General features: G+C 69.0%; 12 protein-coding genes. 6 read left to right on the forward strand and 6 right to left on the reverse strand.

Going from position 1 to position 15,817, the window contains the following annotated elements; all coding sequences use genetic code 11:
- Positions 1-366: 366 nt before the first annotated feature.
- A complete protein-coding gene (gene dksA / locus IAI54_RS08095; RefSeq protein WP_420838299.1) occupies positions 367-768 on the reverse strand; it encodes an RNA polymerase-binding protein DksA in 402 nt (133 codons plus the stop codon).
- Between the two features lie 297 nt (positions 769-1,065).
- Here dksA and IAI54_RS08100 point away from each other — a divergent pair, with 297 nt between their 5' ends.
- The 4 genes from IAI54_RS08100 (at position 1,066) to IAI54_RS08115 (ending at position 4,826) form a co-directional block, all read left to right on the forward strand.
- Complete coding sequence (locus tag IAI54_RS08100) at positions 1,066-1,575, forward strand: SixA phosphatase family protein (protein WP_187971860.1); 510 nt, start codon at positions 1,066-1,068, stop codon at positions 1,573-1,575.
- A gap of 74 nt (positions 1,576-1,649) precedes the next feature.
- Positions 1,650-3,113: a YcjX family GTP-binding protein gene (locus IAI54_RS08105; protein WP_187971861.1), complete on the forward strand. Its 1,464-nt coding sequence runs from the start codon at positions 1,650-1,652 to the stop codon at positions 3,111-3,113.
- Complete coding sequence (locus tag IAI54_RS08110) at positions 3,110-4,171, forward strand: YcjF family protein (RefSeq protein ID WP_187971862.1); 1,062 nt, start codon at positions 3,110-3,112, stop codon at positions 4,169-4,171. Before IAI54_RS08105 ends, IAI54_RS08110 begins: the two co-directional genes overlap by 4 nt.
- Positions 4,172-4,316: 145 nt before the next feature.
- The gene (locus tag IAI54_RS08115; protein ID WP_235679388.1) at positions 4,317-4,826 is read left to right on the forward strand and encodes a hypothetical protein; all 510 of its coding nucleotides are present in this window, start codon (positions 4,317-4,319) and stop codon (positions 4,824-4,826) included.
- Between the two features lie 41 nt (positions 4,827-4,867).
- Here the strand turns inward: IAI54_RS08115 and folK are convergent, their stop codons facing one another.
- From folK to folP, 3 genes are read right to left on the reverse strand one after another with little or no spacing between them, the layout of a single operon-like run.
- Positions 4,868-5,386 (reverse strand): 2-amino-4-hydroxy-6-hydroxymethyldihydropteridine diphosphokinase, encoded by a 519-nt coding sequence (folK, locus tag IAI54_RS08120; protein WP_235679294.1) that lies wholly within the window; start codon positions 5,384-5,386, stop codon positions 4,868-4,870.
- Positions 5,370-5,714, reverse strand: a complete 345-nt coding sequence (gene folB, locus IAI54_RS08125; RefSeq protein ID WP_187973074.1) for a dihydroneopterin aldolase — start codon at positions 5,712-5,714, stop codon at positions 5,370-5,372. Before folB ends, folK begins: the two co-directional genes overlap by 17 nt.
- Positions 5,715-5,728: 14 nt before the next feature.
- A complete protein-coding gene (gene folP / locus IAI54_RS08130; protein ID WP_420838268.1) occupies positions 5,729-6,604 on the reverse strand; it encodes a dihydropteroate synthase in 876 nt (291 codons plus the stop codon).
- Positions 6,605-6,696: 92 nt separating this feature from the next.
- On the opposite strand from folP, the gene IAI54_RS08135 reads away from it, so the two are divergent.
- Complete coding sequence (locus IAI54_RS08135) at positions 6,697-7,314, forward strand: DUF922 domain-containing Zn-dependent protease (RefSeq protein ID WP_187971866.1); 618 nt, start codon at positions 6,697-6,699, stop codon at positions 7,312-7,314.
- Positions 7,315-7,366: 52 nt separating this feature from the next.
- Here IAI54_RS08135 and IAI54_RS08140 read toward each other — a convergent pair whose 3' ends face one another.
- Together IAI54_RS08140 and IAI54_RS08145 are read right to left on the reverse strand one after the other, a co-directional pair.
- Positions 7,367-7,687 (reverse strand): 2Fe-2S iron-sulfur cluster-binding protein, encoded by a 321-nt coding sequence (locus IAI54_RS08140; protein ID WP_187971867.1) that lies wholly within the window; start codon positions 7,685-7,687, stop codon positions 7,367-7,369.
- A 97-nt stretch (positions 7,688-7,784) separates the two neighbouring features.
- Positions 7,785-8,150: an Hpt domain-containing protein gene (locus tag IAI54_RS08145; protein WP_187971868.1), complete on the reverse strand. Its 366-nt coding sequence runs from the start codon at positions 8,148-8,150 to the stop codon at positions 7,785-7,787.
- A gap of 291 nt (positions 8,151-8,441) precedes the next feature.
- On the opposite strand from IAI54_RS08145, the gene IAI54_RS08150 reads away from it, so the two are divergent.
- Positions 8,442-15,764, forward strand: coding sequence for an apolipoprotein A-IV repeat region-like domain-containing protein (locus IAI54_RS08150; protein ID WP_187971869.1), 7,323 nt, complete (start codon positions 8,442-8,444; stop codon positions 15,762-15,764).
- The last annotated feature ends 53 nt before the right edge of the window (positions 15,765-15,817 follow it).

Here is a 15,817-nt window from a genome sequence, read left to right on the forward strand (position 1 = left end):
ACGGTCGTGTAACCCGGACGGATCGGTGCGGCGGGTCCTGACTGCCGCTGGTTCGTCCACGATGCGCCTGGCGTCGGCCGTCTTCGGCTCCGGCCGTACGGCGAAGAACCCCTCGCCAGACGTCCGCCGCCGGACTTCACGACAGTCTCAGCAGGACGCGGCGATGAGGCCCCGGACGACGCGCCCCGCCCGAGGCTGCCCGGCCGCGCCGGACGGCTGCCCTGTTTCGGATGGGGTGCGCCCGTCGCCGCCGCCGGACGAGGGAGGTTGTCGGACGGGAAGGCGCGAGACGAAAAAGCGCAAAAAAAGCGGCCCCAGGGGCCGCGAGAACTACCGTCCGACGTTCCTGCCGAAGCAGGGTTCCGGTCAGTCGTCGCGATAGACCTTCTCGCGGCGCTCGTGGCGTTCCTGGGCCTCGATCGACAGCGTCGCGATCGGCCGTGCGTCGAGCCGTTTCAGCGAAATCTGCTCGCCCGTCTCCTCGCAGTAGCCGTAGGTCCCATCCTCGATCCGCATCAGCGCCGCGTCGATCTTGGAGATCAGCTTGCGCTGCCGGTCGCGGGCCCGCAGTTCGATGGCTCGGTCGGTTTCGGAGGAGGCACGGTCGGCGAGGTCGGGGTGGTTGGCGTTTTCCTGCTGTAGGATTTCGAGTGTTTCGCGAGCTTCGCGCAGAATGTCGTTCTTCCAGGTCATGAGCTTGGCGCGGAAGTAGGCCTTCTGCCGCTCGTTCATGAACGGCTCGCTCTCGCTGGGCACGTAGTCTTCCATGGTTTCGCTCACCTGAGTCTCCCCCATAGCTATGAACCGGCGCCTATATATTCGGGCGGCAGACCCGGTACAAGCCAAAAGGTAAGCAATGTCACGCGTTTGTTAGCCATGCACCGAAGCCGTCCGCGGCCCTCCGCAAGCCGCGCCAGCGCGGGCGGACGCCGGTCCGCAGGGCTCCGCCCGGGGTTGCGAAGGCCGCGACGGCATCGGGACCGAGCATGCGAGTTGCGTTGCACGATGCCGCCCGGTAATGCTCCGCGCAGGCACGAGGGCGCCTGCCCCCGAGGAGGATGTCAGATGAGCCGCCTTTTCCTTCTGCGCCACGCGCGTGCCGCCTGGGCCGAGCCGGGGGACCGCGACTTCGACCGTCCGTTGACGGAGGAAGGGCGCAGCGAGAGCCGCATCGTCGGCGAGATGATGCTCGCCAACGGCTATCGGCCGGACCGGGTCATCTGTTCTCCGGCCCGGCGTGCCCTCGATACATGGCGCGGCGTCGCCGCCGTTCTCGACATGAAACCCTCCGAGGCGCTCCTGTCGGAGACGCTCTACGCCGCAGACGCGGCGGGTTACCTGACCATCGTGCGCAACAACGGTGCCGGCGGATCGCTGCTGATCGTCGGCCACAACCCGACGATCGAGGACCTTGCGCTGGGGCTCTCCGCAGCCGGCGTCGGTTCGGCCCGCGACGATCTCGACAAGGGCTTCCCGACGGGCGGACTGGCGGTGCTGGCGTTCGAGGGCGACCTTTCGGAAGCGATGCCCGGCGTCGGCACGCTCGAGGCCTTCTTCATGCCTTCCGACCACTGAACGCCGGCGCGGGATTACAAACCGCCGGCCGCCGGCCTATATCCGGCGCGTTGGTTCCGCAGGCGAGGATGGCGTTGGCGTCTCTCACGACTTTCACCGACGAGGCGGTCATCGCGCTCGACACGCTCGCCGGCCGGGCCGCGAACCTCGTCGCACCCTCCCTCCGGCTGGGCGTGACCGGGCTGTCGCGCGCGGGCAAGACGGTGTTCATCTCCGCCTTCGTCCACAACCTGATCCATGGCGGCCGGCTGCCGATGTTCGAGGCGCAGAAGTCGGGCCGGCTCGCCCGCGCCTATCTCGAGGAGCAGCCCGACGATGCGGTGCCTCGGTTCCAGTACGAGGATCACGTGGCGGCGCTTCTCGACTCCCGCACATGGCCGGAATCCACCCGCGCGATCTCCGAGCTGCGGCTGACCATCGACTACGAGTCGGCCTCCGCCTGGGGGCGCATGCTGTCGCGCGGGCGCATCTCGATCGACATCGTCGATTATCCGGGCGAGTGGCTGCTCGACCTGCCGCTGCTCGGCAAGGATTTCGCCGCCTTCTCGGCCGACTCCTTCCAGCTCGCCGCGCTGCCGGTCCGGGCCGACCTCGCGGCCGACTGGACCGCGCTCGCCGCCACCGTCGATCCGGACGGCGACGCCGACGAGATGACGGCGCGCCGCCTCGCCGAGGCCTTCACCGCCTATCTGCGCGCCTGCCGCCAGGATTCGCGAGCCCTGTCCACCCTGCCGCCGGGACGGTTCCTGATGCCCGGCGACCTCGAGGGGTCGCCCGCCCTGACGTTCACGCCCCTGCCGAAGCTGCGCGAGGGCCGCGCGCGGCCGGGCTCGCTGCGCGCCATGATGGAGCGCCGCTTCGAGGCCTACAAGACGCATGTCGTGAAACCCTTCTTCCGCGAGCACGTCGCCCGGCTCGACCGGCAGATCGTGTTGATCGACGTCATGCAGGCGATGAATGCGGGTCCCGCGGCGCTCGCCGACCTCGAGCGCGCCCTGACCGAGATCCTGGGCTGCTTCCGCCCCGGCTCCGGCGGCCTCCTGTCGAACCTGCTGTCGCGCCGCATCGACCGCATCCTGATCGCGGCGACCAAGGCGGATCAGATCCACCACACCAGCCACGATCGGCTGCAGGCCATCGTGCGCCGGCTGACCGAGCGGGCGGCGGCGCGCGCCGACGTTTCGGGAGCGGCGGTCGACGTGCTGGCGCTGGCAGCCGTTCGCGCCACGCGCGAGGGCACGGTGACGCAGCGGCGCGAGGAACTGCCGGTGATCATCGGAACACCGCTCGCGGGCGAGACGATCGGCGGCGAGACCTTCGACGGCGACACCGAGACAGCGGTCTTTCCCGGCGATCTGCCGACCTCCCCCGATGCGCTGTTCGACGCCGGTGCGCTCGCCGGCCAGACGCGCGCCATCCGTTTCGTCCGCTTCCGTCCGCCCCGGCTGGAGCGCAGCGCCGACGGCGTGACGCTCTCGCTGCCGCACATCCGCCTCGACAGGGCGCTGCAGTTCCTGATCGGAGACCGGCTGTCATGAGCGAAACGCGCGAACCGAAGGCGTTCCGTCTTCCGCCCGACCGCAAGGCCGTCGCCCAGCCCGAGCGCGAGCCGCGTGCGCTGCACGGTGCCGAGATGTCGGTGGTGACGCCGGCGGCCGTCGACGTCTTCGAGGCCGAGGCGGCCGAGACCGACGTGCCCCCGCCGCCCGCACCCCGGCGGCGGTCCCGGCTCGGAACGATCTTCTTCGGCGCCGCCGGCATTCTCGTGTCGCTGGCGATCGGACTGTCGGTCGACGAACTGATCCGCTCTCTCTTCGCCCGCGCCGACTGGCTGGGCTGGCTCGGCGCGGGCCTCGCCGCGGTCGCCGCGGCCGCCCTGCTCGCGATCCTGATTCGCGAGGCTGCGGCGCTGGCGCGGCTGTCTTCGGTCGAGACGCTGAGCCGCCGGGCAACCGATGCGCGCGCGCGCAACGACCCGAAGGCGGCGCGCGCGCTGGTGGACGATCTGTCCGGGTTCCTCGCGTCGCGCCCGCAGACGGCTGCCGGGCGCCGGACGCTTGACGAGCTCCGGCACGACGTGATCGACGGCCCCGACCTGATCCGGCTGGCCGAGACCGAGCTTCTCGCCCCCCTCGACGCGGAAGCGCGGCGCCTGATCCTGGACGCGGGCAAGCGCGTGTCGATGGTCACGGCCGTGAGCCCCCGCGCGGCGGTGGACCTGTTCTACGTCCTCTACGAGGCCAGCCGGCTGGTCCGGCGGTTGGCCGAACTCTACGGCGCCCGGCCGGGAACGCTCGGCTTCCTGCGCCTGGCCCGCGGCGTGCTGGCCCACCTGGCGGTGACCGGTTCGATGGCGGCCGGCGACACCCTGGTCCAGCAACTGGTCGGCCACGGCCTGGCCGCCCGCCTCTCGGCCAAGCTCGGAGAAGGCGTGGTCAACGGCATGATGACCGTCCGGATCGGCATGGCGGCGATGGACACCGTCCGCCCCCTGCCCTTCGACGCGGTCCGCAAGCCGCGCATGGGCGACTTCATCGGCGCACTGGCCCGCTTCGCGGGTGCGCAGGATGGCGCAAAGGACACACCTTCCAGGTGAACGTCACCCGGGGGGCCGGATTCGGGGGAGAGCCGATGCCGCATCTAGACGAAGCATTAACCAATCTTCTACAAGGTCGGGCAGGTAGAGCTTATCGGTCGGTGCCATGATCAAGAGTGTATGTCGTTCCGCTATCCTTCCGCTGATGGCGAGCGTGCCGTTCGTGTCGGATGCGCCGTCGGCCTTCGCCGCCGATGGCGACCAGCAGTTTTTCCAGAGCGTGCGCGGCGAGTGGTCCGGGCCCGGCGAGATCGTCGCCGGCAAGTACAAGGGAACGAAGTTCACCTGCTCGCTGACCGGCGACACGCCGACCGGGAAAGTCGGAATGGCGCTCGAGGGCAGCTGCCGCGTCGGCCTGTTCTCGCAGAAGATGTCGGCCCGCATCGAGCGCAAGGGTCGCTCCTACAAGGGCACGTTCCTCGACGGCGCCACCGGCGAAGGCCTCGACATCGTCTCCGGCAACGTCAGCAAGTCCAAGGTCGTCATGGCGCTCAACCGCAACGACCTCAACGGCGCGATGCTCGCCAGCATGAAGGGTGACGACACCATGAGCGTCACCGTCTCGGTGCGGGTGAACAAGGAACTCGTGCCGGTCATCGGCATGAACCTCAAGCGCGTCGACACCGCGGCGGTGGGCGCCATCGCACGCGACTGAGGCAGGCGCGGCGAAAGCCGCAGCCGGCGCGCGCCCCGCGATCAGGCCGCGCGCCACCAGCCGTCACCCGGCTCCACGACCGAGATTCCCTCGCGGTCGACATCGCGCAGCAGCGCGTCGAGCGTGCGGCCCCCCGGCATCAGACCGGGCGCGATTTCGCGCAGCGGCAGAAGCACGAAAGCCCGCAGCGTCATGCGCGGATGCGGTATCTCCAGCCCCGGCTCCTTCAGCGTCAGCGCCTCATAGGTGAGGACGTCGACGTCGATCACCCGCGGCCCGCCGGGTTCCTTGCGCACACGTTTCAGCACGTTCTCGGTCGCAAGACAGAGGTCGAGCAGATCCTTCGGCGGCAGAGTCGTGCGGATTCCCGCCACGCAGTTCAGGAAATCCGGCTGCACCACGTCGCCCCAGGGCGGCGTGCGATAGATCGACGAGACTGCCGCGACGCGGCAGCGCGCATGTGCGTCGATGATTCGCAGCGCAGCCGCCATCGCCGCCCGCGGATCGCCGAGGTTCCCGCCCAGGCCGAGGTAGGCGTTCGCCTCAATCAGGCCAGGCAACCGTGACCTCCACATGGTCGAGCACGCCGGCGACGGGCGCGTTGGGCTTGCGCACGGTGATCTCGGACCGGCGGATCTGCGGAAACCGGTCCGCAAGCGCCTTGGCGACCTCGAGCGCCAGAGACTCGATGAGATAGCGCCTCTCGCCGGTGACGATCCGCTCTATGACCTTGAAGGCGACGCCGTAGTCGACGGTGGATTCGATCGAATCGGCCTCGAGCGCCGTGGCGGGCTCGACGGTCAGCACCGCATCGACATAGAACCGCTGCCCGAGCGTCTCTTCTTCGTCGAGCACGCCGTGACGCGCGAAGAAGGCGCAGTTCTTCATCCGGATCTGGTACGTCAAGACGCGGTCTCCTCTGCCATTCCGCCTGCGACCATAGCATCGACCACCTTGAGCGCGTCGGCGTTCAAAGCGACATCGTGGACGCGAAAAATGTCGGCCCCGCTCAATCGCAGGATCACGCTCGTGGCCGCCGTGCCGGCATCGCGGTCGGGTGCGTCGCGTCCCGTCACGTGGCCGATGAAGCGCTTGCGCGACGTGCCGACGAGCAGCGGCAAGCCGAGCGTGTGCAGTTCCCCGAACCGCCGCATCAGCGCGAAGTTCAGTTCCGCGCTCTCCTTTCCGAACCCGAAGCCCGGATCGAGGACGATGGCATCGTCGGCGATGCCCGCGGAGCGGGCGATCTCGAGAGACCGGTCCAGGAAGAGATGCTGGTCGCGGACGGGATCGGGATCGGCGTCGCGGCCGCGCCCGGTATGCATGACGACCACGCCGGCGCCGGTCCGCGCCACCACCCCGGCCATGTCCGGATCGCGCTGCAGCCCCCACACGTCGTTGACGACGTGGGCACCGGCTTCGATCGCCAGACGGGCGGTCTCTGCGCGATAGGTGTCGACCGAGATCAGCGCGCCGGTGCGCGCGGCGACCGCGGCGATGACGGGAAGGATGCGGGCCTGCTCGTCCTCCGCCGTGACGGGCGTCCCGCCGGGGCGGGTCGATTCCCCGCCGATGTCGATGATGCGGGCACCGTCCTCCAGCATCGACGCCGCCTGCGCGCAGGCACGGCCGGGATCGAGGAAGCGGCCGCCGTCGGAGAAACTGTCCGGCGTGACGTTGAGGATGCCCATGACGACGGCGCGTCGGCCGAGATCGAGGGTGCGTCCATGGGCGAGCCGCCACGTCCGTTCCCGCCTGCGCATTCCACTCATCGTCATTTCCGGTACTCTGTCGTCCGTGCCTGCGCGGGCGCGATTGCCGTTGCGGCTTTTCGTCGTCTGGCGCATGCTGGCCTTAACGGGAAACGTCCATGAAGAGAACGCTTCTTTTCGTCTGTGCTGGCCTTGTGGTGTGGGCGGGAGCGGGCTCCGCCCAGACCGTCTCGCGCAGCTATTCCTACTTCACGATCGGCGGGATCACGCTGCAGGAGATCGACGAGGAACTCTCGCGGCGCGGGCCCAGGGTGGCCTCCACCGGCAAGCGGCATCCCGGCGCGACGCAGATGCAGTTCGCGACCCGCTACACCTTCGCCAGCACGACGGAATGGTGCCGTATCCAGAAGGCGGCGGTGAACGTGAAGGCGACGATGATCCTGCCGCGCTGGCGCGCCCGCGGCCGTTCCGATCCCGATACCCGCCTGATCTGGGACACGCTGAGTTCCGACATCCGCCGTCACGAGGAATCGCACGTGCAGATCGCCAAGAGCCACGCCCGCAAGCTGGAGGAGGCGCTGGAGGCGATCGGCCGCCGCGATGACTGCGAAGCCGTGAAGGCGGCGGCCGGCACCGTCAGCGCCCGCATCCTGGCCGAACACGACGCCGCGCAGGACCGCTTCGACCGCATCGAGAGCATCAATTTCGAGAGCCGGATCACGCGTCTCATGACCTACCGCATGCAGCAGATCGAGGCGGGGCGTCTACCGGACTGAAGCTCGGGGGCGTCCGTCCGCCACTGGTTGGCGAACCGGGTCGTCGCGGCCGTCAGGCCTGCCGCTCCGGAACGCGGACGACGAGACCGTCCAGTTCGTCACGCACCCTGATCTGGCAGGAGAGACGCGAGGTCGGCCGCACGTCGAAGGCGAAGTCGAGCATGTCCTCTTCCATCGCTTCCGGCTCTCCCGTCAGCGCGGTCCAGGCGTCGTCGACATAGACGTGACAGGTGGCGCAGGCGCAGGCTCCGCCGCACTCCGCCTCGATGCCGGGAACGGAGTTGCGGATCGCGTTCTCCATCACGGTCGAGCCGTTCTCGGCATTCACCTCGAACCTCGTGCCGTCGAAAGCGATGTAGGTGATCTTGGTCATTCGGAGCGCCTCGGATTGTCCTGCCGAATTATCCGTTCCGACGCCCGAGTCAACCGCCCGCACGCAGCGGCGACCGCGGCACGCTGGCGCGCCGGCGTCAGCGGCTGATGGCCGAGACGAAATCGCGGACGTCGACGATCGCCTCCGCGAGGCTCCTGACATGGCTGCCGCTCGCCGGCTCGGACTCGAGCCTGTCGGCGATGTCGGCGACCCGGAAAGCTCCGATGCCGCGGGCCGAGCCCTTGAGGCCATGCGCCAGAAGCACCCGCTCCTGGACGGTCGCGCCTTCGAGGCGGTCGCCGACCACCTGCGCCTGGTGCAGGAACAGAGACAGCACCTCGCGCTCGAGATCGCGGTCGCCCATGGTCTGCCGCGACAGGTGGGCGAGATCGACCGGGCGCGCGCGCGAATGGCCGCAGGTTTCGCCACCGGGCATGGCGAAAGCCATGTTTTCCACACTCATCGACGCCATCACGCTGCACTCGCCTTCAAAATGCCTGCCGCTCCACCGATACCCGCACCGGGTGGACGGCGAGTTAACGGGAAACCTCTCCTATGTGGCGGAATTCGGGCGCAAAATCCCAACGCACGTTAACCTTCTGTTTAAACTTTTACGCATCTCGCCGAATGCATGTTTCCTTTACCCGGGTGTGTCACTACGATACGCGAACCGGGAGCACGCCGCGCAAGTGGCGGTCTTCGCATGGGGCTCCGCTAGAGTCTGAACGACGCGTTAGTACAGGGTTTTGAAGGCATGGCTCGCAAACCGACGACGACCAGGAACCTCGAAACAGACGTCGACAAGGAGCTCGAAGAGGCTCTCGACGTGTCCTTCGGCGACGGGGAAATCGATCTCACCTCCTCGATGGAGGAACTCGAGGCGCAGATCTCGCTCGCCGCGGACGAACTGGCGCGCGAAGGCCGCGGTACCCAGGCACGTGCGAGGCAGCCGCAGGCGGCCCGGCCCGATCCCCGCCCCGCGGTCGCTCCCCGCCCGGCCCGCCCGGCGCCGGAGCGCAAGTCGGAGTTCCGTCCCGCGTCCAACGATTCCGCCGCACGCGGCGCCTCGCCCGCCTTCGCGCCGGCCAATGACGACCGCCAGAAGGATTTCGGCGCCCTGCTCGCGGCGCTGAACCGCGGCGGCTCGAACTCGATATACTGGATCGTCGCCGTCGCCTCCGTGGTGTGGATCGTCGGCGGCCTCGTGCTGGCCAACGGGCTCTATGGTCCCACGATCGCGCGTGCGGTCACGTTCTCCGAGATCGTCACCACGCCCGGCATCCTCGGCATCGCGGCCGGCGTCGTCATCCCCGTCATCCTCTTCTGGGCCTTCGCGCTGATGATCCGCCGCGCGCAGGAAATGCGCCTGGCGGCCCAGTCGATGACGGCGATCGCCTACCACCTCAGCGAGCCCGAGGTCATCGCCCAGGACCGCGTGATGTCGATCGGCCAGGCCGTCCGGCGCGAGGTCAACGCCATGGGCGAAGGCATCGAGCGGACCCTGGCGCGGGCCGTCGAACTCGAGACGCTGGTGCATTCGGAGGTGAACGAGCTCGAACGCGCCTACACGGAGAACGAGCGCCGCATCCGCACCCTGGTCGACGGCCTCGGCAGCGAGCGCGAGGCCGTGGTGAGCCACGCCGAGCGCGTCCGCGCCTCGATCGCCGGTGCCCACGAACTCATCCGCGACGAACTGAATTCGGCGACCGGCGTGATCCAGGAGATGGTCACGGGTGCGTCCGGCCACCTGACCTATACGATCACCAATGCCGGCGAATCGCTGATCGAGCGCTTCAACGAGAGCGGCAGCGCGATCTACGGCGCGATCGACGAGCGCGTCGAGAGCATCACCGGCCGCCTGTCGACCTCCGGCGAAGCCTTCGCCAGCCTGCTCGACACGCGCATCGCCAAGCTGGTCGAAAGCACCGATTCGGCGACCGGGACGCTGTCGCAGCTGCTCGACCAGCGCACGCGGGGCATGGTGTCGCTGCTCGGCGGCGCCACCGAGACCTTCACGCGCGCCTTCGACGTGCGCATCGACGCCATCGAGCGCACGCTGGCGGAACGCGGCCAGTCGCTGATCAGCGAGTTCGAGACCCGCGCCGAAGCACTTGACACGGGTACCGAGAAGCTGAACGCGGCGCTGGAAGCACGGTCGCGCCAGATCAACGAGGCGCTCGCCGAACGGACCCGCGAGATCGCGGACGTGTTCCGCTCGGGCGTCCACGAGATCTCCACCGCCGCCGACCAGAGCCGCACGAAGATCGAATCGCAGATGAGCGAACTGGTCACGTCGACGTCGACGATCCTGGAGGCGCGCGCCAACGAGTTCGGCGATCGCCTGGAGGAGGGCCGCAGCCGCCTGACCGAACAGCTGGACGTCGACCTGCGCCACCTGCAGGACGCGCGCGGCGAACTCACGCGTACCCTGGAAGGGGACATCAGCGCCCTCGACAGCGCCCTGAGCACGCAGGTCGACAAGCTCTCCGTCAGCCGCGAGGCGTTCTCGCGTTCTCTGGAGCGCGAAATGGCCGGCATCGACACGCTGGTGGCCTCCAGCCTCGACCGGCTGTCGCAGGGCCGCGGCAACGTCGTCAAGGCGATGCAGGGCGAGATCGCCAACGTCGAGGAAGCCTTCTCGGCAAGCCTCAACAAGCTCGTGGAGGGCCGCAGCGCCCTCACCTCGGCGCTCAACGCCGACCTGCAGAACCTCCAGACCGCGCGCGGCGAGATCGACGACTCCGTCGTCGGCCACATCGGCAAGCTCGCCGAAGGCCGCAAGCTCTTCCGCAAGGCGCTCGAGGAGGATCTCGGTCACCTGGCCCAGACGCGATCGGAGATCGACGAGGTCATCGCCAACCACGTCGGCAAGCTGGCCGACGGGCGGTCGACGCTGACCACCGCGCTCGAGAAGGACCTTGCGACGGTGGGCGAGTTCGTCGCCAACCAGATCGCCAAGCTCGACGAAGGCCGCACCACGCTGAATGCAGCCTACCAGGAGGATCTCCGCCGCCTCGGTGAGACCCGCGCCGAGATCGACGCCGCCGCCGCCGCACATCTGGAGCGCCTCGCGGCGAGCCGCGGATCGCTCACGCAGGCGCTGAAGAACGAGCTGGCGGAAGTCGCCCAGTCCGTCGCCGACCATCTCGACCGGATGGCGGACGGGCGCACGAGCCTCTCGGCCTCCGTCAAGGAAGACATCGTCACAATCGAGGAAGTCGTGGCGCGGCAGATCGAGAAGATCTCCGAAGGCCGCATCACCCTGGCCGACGCGCTGCAGAGCGACCTGTCTCAGGTGGCCGGCGCCATCGCGCAGCATCTCGACCGCATGGCCGATGCCCGTTCCACGCTGAACGAATCGATTACCGGCAGCATCGCCGAGATCGAGGGTTCGGTGGACCGCCAGATCGGCAAGCTCACGGAGAACCGCAGCCTGCTGACCCAGGCGCTCGAAGGCGACCTCGCCAATATCTCCGCCGCGCTGTCGCAGCACGTCGACAAGATCGCCGAGGGCCGCGGCATGCTCAAGGGCGCCCTGAGCGAGGACATGGAACGGCTGGAGCAGGCACGCTCCGAACTTGACGGGCTGGTCATCGGCCACATCGGCAAGCTCGCCGAGGGGCGCAAGCTCTTCAAGAAGGCGCTCGACGAGGACCTGGGCAGGCTCGCCGGCGCCCGCACCGAGATCGACGACGTGGTCGCCGGTCACGTGGCGAAGCTCGCGGAAGGGCGGTCGACGCTGTCCCAGGCGCTCGACACCGATCTGCGGCAGATCCATGACGCCCGCTCCGGGATCGAAACCATCGTGTCGGACCAGCTCGCGCGAATTTCGCAGGGACGCGACGAACTCACCCGCGCCATGGAGGCCGATCTCAACCGCCTGGGCGAGACCAGGGATCTGCTGGACCGCGCCGTGGCGGAGCAGATCGGCCGCCTCGCCGACAGCCGCGGCATCCTGACCAGCGCCCTGGACGAGGACCTGTCCAAGCTCGCCGACACCCGCGCGATGATCGATTCGGTCGTGCGCGAACACATCGAGACCTTCGCCAACCGCAGGCAGGAACTGACGGCGGCGCTGGGTGCGGACCTCGCCCAGATCTCCGGTGCGAGCGAGGCCATCGACGGCTCCGTGACCGCACAGGTGAGCAAGCTCGCCGAAGCGCGCAACATCATGACGCGCGCGCTCGAGCAGGACATGCTGAAGCTCGGCGAAACGCGCGCGGCGATCGACGCGGCCCTGCAGGCTCATCTGGGCCTCCTGGCATCGAGCCGCAGCGAACTCACCGACGCCCTGTCGAGCGACGTCGAGCGTATCGACGAGGCGTTCCGCAGGCAGACCGGCGTCATCGAGGAGCGCACCGAAACCATGCAGCGGGCGCTCAACGCGGGCATCGAGAACGTGCGCAGCGCGATCGAGAACAGCGCGATCGTGGTCGCGGGGTCGCTGCGCGACAAGATGGCCGAGGTCACCTCCAGGCTCACCGACGAGGCCGGGCGCATCTTCTCCGAGGCCGACCAGCAGTTCGCGAACCGGATCGACCTCACCTCCAACGTCCTGGCCGAGCGGGCGACCGACTTCGCCTCGACCTTCGACGAGGCCGAACGCCGTCTGGCCGAGCGCGTCAACCTGACCGGCGAGAACCTGACGCAGCGTGCGACGGAACTGTCGGGCGTGTTCGACGAAGCCGACCGCCGGCTCGCCGATCGGGCCGGCCAGACCGCGATCGTGCTCACCACCCGCGCCGAGGAGATCGCGCGCAGCTTCGAGGAGGCCGATCATCGCCTGCTCGCCCGTGCCGAGAGCACGGCGCGCACGCTGGAGGAACGTTCGCAGGGCATCGCGAACGCCTTCGACGACGCCGAACGCCGCATCTATGCGCGCGCCGAGGAGACCACGCAGTCGCTGCTCGAACATTCCAAGGGCATCGCCGGGGCCTACGAGCAGGCCGAACGGCGCATGATCGAGCGCGCCGACGAGACGGCCGCGCGCCTCACCGAACGCTCCGCCACCATCGCCGTGGCCTTCGAGGAAGCCGAGAGCCGGATGTTCTCGCGCGCCGAGGAGAGCGCCGGCACGATCGCCGCCCGCTCGCGCGACATCGTCGGCGTGTTCGACGAGGCCGAGGAGCGTCTGATGGCGCGGGTCGGCGAGACGTCGGCCGCCCTGTCCGACAAGGCGAAGGAAGTCGTCTATGCCTTCTCCGAAGTCGAGGACAGCCTGGTCAAGCGGGCCGACCGCACGACGGGCACGCTGATCGACCGCTCCAAGGAGATCATCGAGGCCTATGCACAGGCCGAGGAGGATCTCTCTGCCCGGATCGACCAGACCGCCACGAACCTGATCGACCGCACCAAAGCCGTCACGGGCATCTTCGACGATTCCAGCCGCGTGCTGTTCCAGCGGGCGCAGACCACGGTCGACGCCCTCACCGAGCGGGCCGGTGCGGTGGCCGACATCTTCGACGAATCCAGCCGCATCGTGATGCAGAAGGCCGAGAGCACCGTCGAAGCGCTGACCGAAAGGGCGAGCGCGATCGCCGGCATCTTCGACGAGTCGAGCCGCGTCGTCGTCCAGCGTGCGGAGACCACCGTCGAGGCGCTGACCGAACGCGCCGGCGCGATTTCCGGCATCTTCGACGAATCAAGCCGCGTCCTCGTCCAGCGGGCGGAGACCACGACCGAGGCGCTGACGGAACGCGCCAGCGCGATTTCCGGCATCTTCGACGAATCAAGCCGCGTCCTCGTCCAGCGGGCGCAGAGCACGGCGGAAGCGCTCACCGAGCGTGCCGCCGCCATCGCCGGCGTCTTCGACGAGTCGAGCCGCGTCGTGCTCCAGCGGGCCGAAACATCCGCCGAGGCGCTCACCGAGCGCGCGAACGCGCTGGCGGGGGTCTTCGACGAATCCGGCAGGGCCGTGATCCAGCGGGTGGAAGCGTCGGTCGACTCGCTCACCGAACGGGCGAGTGCGCTCGCGGGCATCTTCGACGAATCCAGCCGCCTCGTGGTTCAGCGTGCGGAAACGACGGTGGACTCGCTCGCCCAGCGTGCCGGAGCCGTGGCCGACATCTTCGCGGATGCCGATCGCCGCATCGCCGCCCGGGCACAGCTCAGTGCCGAGGAGCTGCGCGAGCGCGCAGCCCAGATCGAGGCCTCTATGTCCAACGTCGAGGCACGCCTCGAGGCGAGCGCCGAAGTGGTCGCCGGCCGCATCAACGAGCAGGTCGCGAATGTCGAGGGCATGCTGGCGGCGAGCTCCGAACGGATGGGCCAGGCGCTCGTGGAGCAGGTCGCCCGGACCGAGACGCAGCTCGTCTCGCGCGCCAACGTCATCGCCGAGACCTTCTCGGCCGTGAACCAGCACATCGAGCAGAGCACCTCGGAAGCGGCAGCGACCCTCGACGGCCGCACCCGCGAGTTCAACGAGATGCTGGCCAGCCGTGCTTCCGACATCGGCCGCGTCATCGACGAGAAGGGACGCCCGCTCATCGAGAAGTTCGTCGAGAGCGGCGGCGATCTGCAGAAGGGCCTCGAGGCCGCCACGCAGAAGGCCACCGACACGCTGCGCGCCGAGAATGCGGCGCTGGTCAACGCCCTGGCGTCCCGCACCGCGGAGACGCTTGCGGCGATGGAGGGCGCGCGCGTCTCCCTGTCGGGCAACGTCAACGAGCTGCTCGACCGGCTGACCCGTTCGAACGTCCAGCTGGGAGAGCTTGTGGGGCTCGCCGAAAGAAACCTCGGCGCGATCGACGGCCGCCTCGTCGACACCACGCGCAGCTTCAGCGCCTCGGCCGAGAAGGCGTCGGAAACCTTCAGCAGTTCGGCCCGGATGATCGACACCAATGCCAACCGCCTGACGGAGATCTCCTCGCAGACGCTCCGCGAGGTGGCGGCCATCGCCAGTCGCTTCGACGAGCATGGCCGCCTGCTGGCCCAGGCGCGCGACATGCTCGGCTCGGCGCAGTCCAGCCTCTCCACCACGATGGAGGAGAGACAGCAGGCGCTGGAGCAGCTCTCGGTCGGCCTCGTCAAGAAGTCCGAGGACATCGAGCGCATGATGCGCTCCTTCGAAGGCATCGTCAGCAAGGCGATGGAGAAGGTCGAGGGCCGCACCATGGCGTCGACGCAGCAGATTCGCGACGCCATCACCGACGTCATCGAAGCGGCGACGGACCGGTTCGCGGGCGCCACCGAGGAGATCCGCCGGACTGCTGGCGCCATCCGCAGCGAACTGGAGGACACGCGCACCGAACTGAAGCGCGGCGTCCTGCAGCTGCCGGAAGAGGCGCGCGAATCGACGGGAGCCATCCGCCGGGCGGTCGGCGAGCAGATCGCGGCGCTGAAGGAACTCGCCGACATCGTCGCCAAGTCCGGGCGGATGTACGACGCCACGCCGGCTCCGCGACCTGCAGCCCCTGCCCCGCAGCCGGCCGCCGTGGCCCCGCAGCCCGCCCGTGCCGCGGCACCGCAGCCGCAGCCGCAGCCGCAACAGCCCGTGCGTCAGGCGGCGGAGCCGCAGGCCCGCGCTCCCGAGCCGCAGCCCGCGGCTGCACCTGCGCTGCGCGGTACGGTGGAGCCCGCCGCCGCCCCGGCGCCTGCCGCACGCGATGCGGGGCAGCAGGACGGCTGGGTCCAGAACCTGCTGCGCAGGGCCTCGCAGGACGAGGCTCCCGCCGCTTCGCAGGCCGCACCGGCCACGCCGGCAGCCCCCGCACAGCCCCGCCGGCCGCAGTCCAGCGTGGTGGAATCGCTGAACACGCTGTCGGGCGACATCGCGCGGGCCATCGACCACGAGGCTTCGGTCGAACTGTGGCAGCGATACCGCCGCGGCGAGCGCAACGTCTTCAGCCGCCGGCTGTATACGCTGAAAGGTCAGCAGACCTTCGACGAAATCCGCCGGAAGTATCAGTCAGACGCAGACTTCCGGACGGCGGTGGACCGCTACTGCGAGGATTTCGAGAAGCTGCTTCAGGACGTGGCCCGCAACGACCGCGACCAGACGGTGACGCAGACCTACCTGACGTCGGACACCGGCAAGGTCTACACCATGCTGGCCCATGCCAGCGGTCGCCTTCGCTGATCTTTGACGACCGGCGGTCGCGGCCGCTCGCGAGAACAGAAGACCCCGGGCAG

Origin of the sequence: Aquibium microcysteis (assembly GCF_014495845.1) — a bacterium.
In the GTDB taxonomy this organism is placed as follows: domain Bacteria; phylum Pseudomonadota; class Alphaproteobacteria; order Rhizobiales; family Rhizobiaceae; genus Aquibium; species Aquibium microcysteis.

Bases quoted from the DNA above. Each gene is read 5' to 3' on its own strand.
- folB (WP_187973074.1), bottom strand. From the start codon at position 5,714: ATGAAGAACTGCGCCTTCTTCGCGCGTCACGGCGTGCTCGACGAAGAA.
- IAI54_RS08115 (WP_235679388.1), top strand. From the start codon at position 4,317: ATGGCGAGCGTGCCGTTCGTGTCGGATGCGCCGTCGGCCTTCGCCGCC.
- IAI54_RS08100 (WP_187971860.1), top strand. From the start codon at position 1,066: ATGAGCCGCCTTTTCCTTCTGCGCCACGCGCGTGCCGCCTGGGCCGAG.
- folP (WP_420838268.1), bottom strand. From the start codon at position 6,604: ATGACGATGAGTGGAATGCGCAGGCGGGAACGGACGTGGCGGCTCGCC.
- IAI54_RS08150 (WP_187971869.1), top strand. From the start codon at position 8,442: ATGGCTCGCAAACCGACGACGACCAGGAACCTCGAAACAGACGTCGAC.
- IAI54_RS08110 (WP_187971862.1), top strand. From the start codon at position 3,110: ATGAGCGAAACGCGCGAACCGAAGGCGTTCCGTCTTCCGCCCGACCGC.
- IAI54_RS08140 (WP_187971867.1), bottom strand. From the start codon at position 7,687: ATGACCAAGATCACCTACATCGCTTTCGACGGCACGAGGTTCGAGGTG.
- IAI54_RS08145 (WP_187971868.1), bottom strand. From the start codon at position 8,150: ATGAGTGTGGAAAACATGGCTTTCGCCATGCCCGGTGGCGAAACCTGC.
- dksA (WP_420838299.1), bottom strand. From the start codon at position 768: ATGGAAGACTACGTGCCCAGCGAGAGCGAGCCGTTCATGAACGAGCGG.
- IAI54_RS08135 (WP_187971866.1), top strand. From the start codon at position 6,697: ATGAAGAGAACGCTTCTTTTCGTCTGTGCTGGCCTTGTGGTGTGGGCG.